Annotated in this window: 4 protein-coding genes; 1 reads left to right on the forward strand and 3 read right to left on the reverse strand. The window is 65.7% G+C overall.

The annotated features are described in order from the left end of the window. The 3 genes from VJS90_RS07180 to VJS90_RS07190 form a co-directional block, all read right to left on the reverse strand. Window positions 1-629, reverse strand: a 629-nt coding sequence (locus VJS90_RS07180; protein ID WP_324120446.1) for a universal stress protein, incomplete at its 3' end; no start/stop codon positions are given. Between the two features lie 76 nt (window positions 630-705). Then, on the reverse strand, window positions 706-1,296 hold the full coding sequence (locus VJS90_RS07185) for a nucleotidyltransferase family protein (RefSeq protein ID WP_324120448.1): 591 nt from the start codon (window positions 1,294-1,296) through the stop codon (window positions 706-708). A 64-nt stretch (window positions 1,297-1,360) separates the two neighbouring features. Next, window positions 1,361-2,140, reverse strand: coding sequence for a helix-turn-helix transcriptional regulator (locus VJS90_RS07190; protein ID WP_324120450.1), 780 nt, complete (start codon window positions 2,138-2,140; stop codon window positions 1,361-1,363). A gap of 392 nt (window positions 2,141-2,532) precedes the next feature. On the opposite strand from VJS90_RS07190, the gene VJS90_RS07195 reads away from it, so the two are divergent. Beyond that, window positions 2,533-4,255 (forward strand): condensation domain-containing protein (locus VJS90_RS07195; RefSeq protein ID WP_324120452.1); only part of this gene is annotated, 1,723 nt, incomplete at its 3' end.

The raw sequence follows: 4,255 nt of genomic DNA on the forward strand, positions 1-4,255 counted from the left end.
CCCGGCATGGTCACGGTACCAGCACCAAAGTCGGCGATATGCGTGCGGGCCGCGTCGCACACGTGGAGCAGATGAAACTCGGCGTTGCACTGCAGCGCGAGGGCATGGGCCGTGGCGATCACCTGTTCGTCCAGGCTTTCACCCGCACCCTGGGCGACCAGGTCGACAGCGGCAGCAATCTGGCGCGGCATCGGGCAGCGAATCTCGCTGACCAGATGGACCGCGACCGGGCTCTCCTTGAGCAGTTGCCAGTCCAGCGGGGTGACCAGCAGGCGCTTGAGCACGGGCTCGTGCTGCACATCCTTGACCAGCAGGTCGCAACCCAGCTGTTCCACCTGCTGCAGCACCGCGGCCAGCGGGTCGCGGGTCAGCAGCAGGTCGGTGGACACGTCCAGGCCAGCGTTGCTCAGGTATTCGGATTCGTCGGCCAGCCACAGGCGGATGTCGGCAAGCAGCCGCTCGCGCTCGCGCGGCTCGCTCATCAGGCCGAAGGTGTCGACATCGTCGACGCACACGTTGATATCCAGCAGCGCGCCGCTGGATTCGGCCAACGCCGCGGCCCTTTGCAGGGCAGGCGTGTGGCGCATCTGCGGGCCGAGCATGACGAACAATCGCTTGAACTGGCTCATCTCACACCTCCAGCTGCGGCAGTCCCCCTGCATGCCTTTCAATGGTCAGCGGCGGCACAGTGTGCCAAGTCATTTCTCAGTCTAGCCCCTGCTGGCGGGCCGGCAGGTCTGCTGGCCGGTCGATGTCGAGCAGGATGCCGGGGTCATCGACCGGCACCTTGCGTACCGCGTCCGGATGGCGCTGCAGGACCTCACGTGCGCCGCTGTCGCCTGCGAGGTGGCACAGCTCTGGCCAGAAGCGGCGGCCGAACACCACGGGATGGCCTGGGCGGCCCTGGCAGACCGGCACGCAGATGTGCTCGGCGTCGCTGGTCGCCAGCAAGGCATCCAGCGTGGCAGCGGTGATGAACGGCATGTCAGCCAGAAAGATCGCCACGGCCTCGGCACTGGAGGCCTGGGCAATCTGGGAGACCCCGGCGGCAATGCTGTGGGCCAGGCCCAGGGGAGTGCCGGGCGCTTGCACGACCCGCACGGTCGCGGGCAGGGATGCAGGCCGCGGTTCATCAGGGCGCAGCACAAGCCAGACCGCATCGAACTTCGTGCACGGAAGTGCGAGGCTGGCCTCCAGCAGGGTCTTGCCGTTGTCCAGGCGCTGCTGACGTTTATCGCCGCCGAAGCGCCGGCTGTAGCCTGCGGCCAGAATCAGTGCGGCCACGGTCTGGGGCATTGGCTGGATTCTCTCAGAAAGGAGGTTTTGGAGTGCTGCTTGAGTCTAGCGCACACCGCTTCCCTCAAACACTCGCCATCCACTTGGCCAGCCCATGCCGGCCGCTGACCCCAAGCTTGGCCGTGGCACGCTTGAGATAGGTCTCCACCGAACTGACCTTGACGTCGAGGCGCTGGGCCATTTCCGGCACCGTGCCACCGCTCAGCAAACCGACGCACACTTCCTGCTCGCGCAGCGACAGACGTACGTCTTCACGCGCCAGGCGGTCCTGGAACACTTGGCGGATGGGGCCAGGGGCGACGGCATCGAGCAGCGGCGCGGCCCTGCCGATGTTGTCAGGGTCCAACTGCGCGTGCTGTTCGACCAGGGGCAGCAAGGTGTCGGACAGGCGCTTCAGGAACGCCAACTCCGACAATGAGAAAGCGCGCTTGCCATGCTGGCGATAACAGCTGATCACCCGGCGCCGGTTGCCGCTGCGAGAGACCAGATTGCACTGGTTCGCGCCATCCCCCGCACGGCGGTTGCCGGGCGGGGTCTTGAGCTGGATCAGCAAGGGATCGCGCATCTGCATGACACTCTGCAGCAACGGATGGCGCAGGTTTTCAGGGGAGGGAAAAGTATCGCTGGGGCCCGCGCAGCCAAGCACCTTGATCCGCGCGATACGGGTCTGTCGCGGGTCGAGGACCCATTCGCTGAGGTCGAGGCGGTCGATGGGCACCAGCTCATTCAACAGCTGGAGCATGTGTCCTGCGAAATCCTCGTCACCGGTGCTGGCGACCAGTTGGCCCAGTTGCATATAAAAATGCGGTCCTTGCAAAGGCTCGATGCAGTCTGTGCGCTTCATGTCCTTGTCATCCTTGATTCGGGCGAGCGATGGGTGGTCTCGTCGTCGAGTCCTCTATGCAAACGTTTGCGGGCATTTAAGCCTGTGCCGCTGCCACGGTCTGTAGGGGAAACCCGGGACAGAAGATGTCACTAATTGCGTATTAGTGTGTAGGACGGTTCGGAGGCGTCCCGCTTCGCCCTTGCCGCGTCCACTCGCCCGCCGACCGCTGCGAATAAGGGTCAACGCCTGTTGTCCTCTGCGCCGGTGGGCGATCGGCCTTCATGCGGCGTGGCAATTGTCCTACACGAGTTTCAGTTGGCGCTGCCTCCGCGGGTTGTCCGGGTTTCGGGGGCCATACAGCCTGACGGGCACATGATTGAATCAGCGGATAATCACATGAGAAGGATCTTATGAAGCCGATGTCTGCCGCCGACACCTATCCGCTGACCGCCGCCCAGCGGGATATCTGGCTCGACCAGATGAGCCGTGGCGAGTCACCGCTCTATAACATCGGAGGTTACGTCGAGCTCCATGGCCCCATCGACCCGGTCGTGCTGCACCAGGCACTGGAGCGGCTGGTGGCCGACCACGACGCCCTGCGCACGGTCCTGCTGCCCGGAGCCGGGGCAGATGGCCTGCCGTTGCAGCGCTTCGCCGCGACGTTGCCGGTGGCCATGCCCCTGCACGATGTGAGTACCCGGCCCGATCCTCTGGCAGCGGCGCACACCCTGATGCGAACGCAGATGCAGCAGTTGCATGCCTTCGATGGCAGCCCGCTGTACCGTTTCTGCCTGGTGCGGCTGGCTGACGACCGGCACTGGCTCGGCACCCAGGCCCACCACCTGATTCTTGATGGCTGGGGCTTTGGCCAGATGCTCAAGGCGCTGGGCGAAATCTACAGCGCCTTGGTCGCCGGTCAGGCACCGCCGTCCAGGGCGTCCTCCTATACCGAGTTCGTCCAGGACGACACCCGATACCAGGCCTCGGCCCGCCATGGCCGGGACCGCAGCTACTGGCTGCACAAGTACCAGTCCCTGCCTGAGCCACTGCTCGCATCGCGTTACCACTACCGGCGCGCGAGTGACCAGGCGCCTGCCTGCAGCGCGGTGCTGGCGTTCCCCAGCGCCTTGCATGAGCGCATGGCGCAATTCGCCGCCCAGCATCAGGCCTCGGCGTTCCACGTACTGCTGGCGGCCTTGCATGTGTACTTCAGCCGCACCGCCCAACGCGAAGACTGGGTGGTGGGCCTGCCGCTGCTCAACCGCGGCGGAGCGCGTTTCAAGTCCACCCTGGGATTGTTCGCGCAGGTGAGCGCCATGCGCCTGGATTTCGCCCGCGAGACCGGCTTTGCCGAGCTGGTGCGTGGGGTGCGCGATCAGCTCAAGCGTGATTTCCGGCACCAGCGCTTCGCCTTGAGCGAGCTCAATCGCGCCCTCGGCCTGCTGCGCGAAGAGCGTGGGCAACTGTTCGAGGTGTCGGTGTCCTACGAACAGGACGACCATGACTACCGCTATGGCGACGCTTTGGCACACACGGTCAAGGTGTCGAACGGGCACGAGCACACCCCGCTGGCCATTCATCTGCGCAGCAACCGGTTCGACGGCAAGGCGTGGCTGCATCTGGTCTGCCACCGCGCGTGGTTTGACCAGCGCGAGATCGAGGCGCTGGGAGAACATGTCCTGCACCTGCTCGAGCAAGGCCTTGAAAATCCCGATCTCGCCGTCGGCGGCTTCGACCTGCTGACGCCTGGTGAAGCCCGCCAGCTCGACCAGTGGAACCCTGGCGAGGCCGCGCCGACGGCGCCGCAGTTGATTCATCAGCGCATCGAGCAGCAGGTACGCGCCCGGCCTGACGACGTGGCGGCAGTGCACGAGGGCCGGTCGCTGACCTACGACGCGCTGAACACCCAGGCCAATGCCCTGGCCCATCGCCTGATCGCACTGGGCGTGCGCCCCGACACCCGTGTGGCGGTCGTCGCCCGCCGTGGGCTGGACACCCTGGCCGGCCTGCTGGCCGTGCTCAAGGCTGGCGCCGCGTATGTGCCGATCGATCCCGCGCACCCCCGCGAGCGGCTGGAGTACCTGATTGGCGACAGCGCACCGGTGGCACTGCTGACCCAATCGGAGCTGACCG

This window comes from Pseudomonas sp., from assembly GCF_035277045.1.
In the GTDB taxonomy this organism is placed as follows: domain Bacteria; phylum Pseudomonadota; class Gammaproteobacteria; order Pseudomonadales; family Pseudomonadaceae; genus Aquipseudomonas.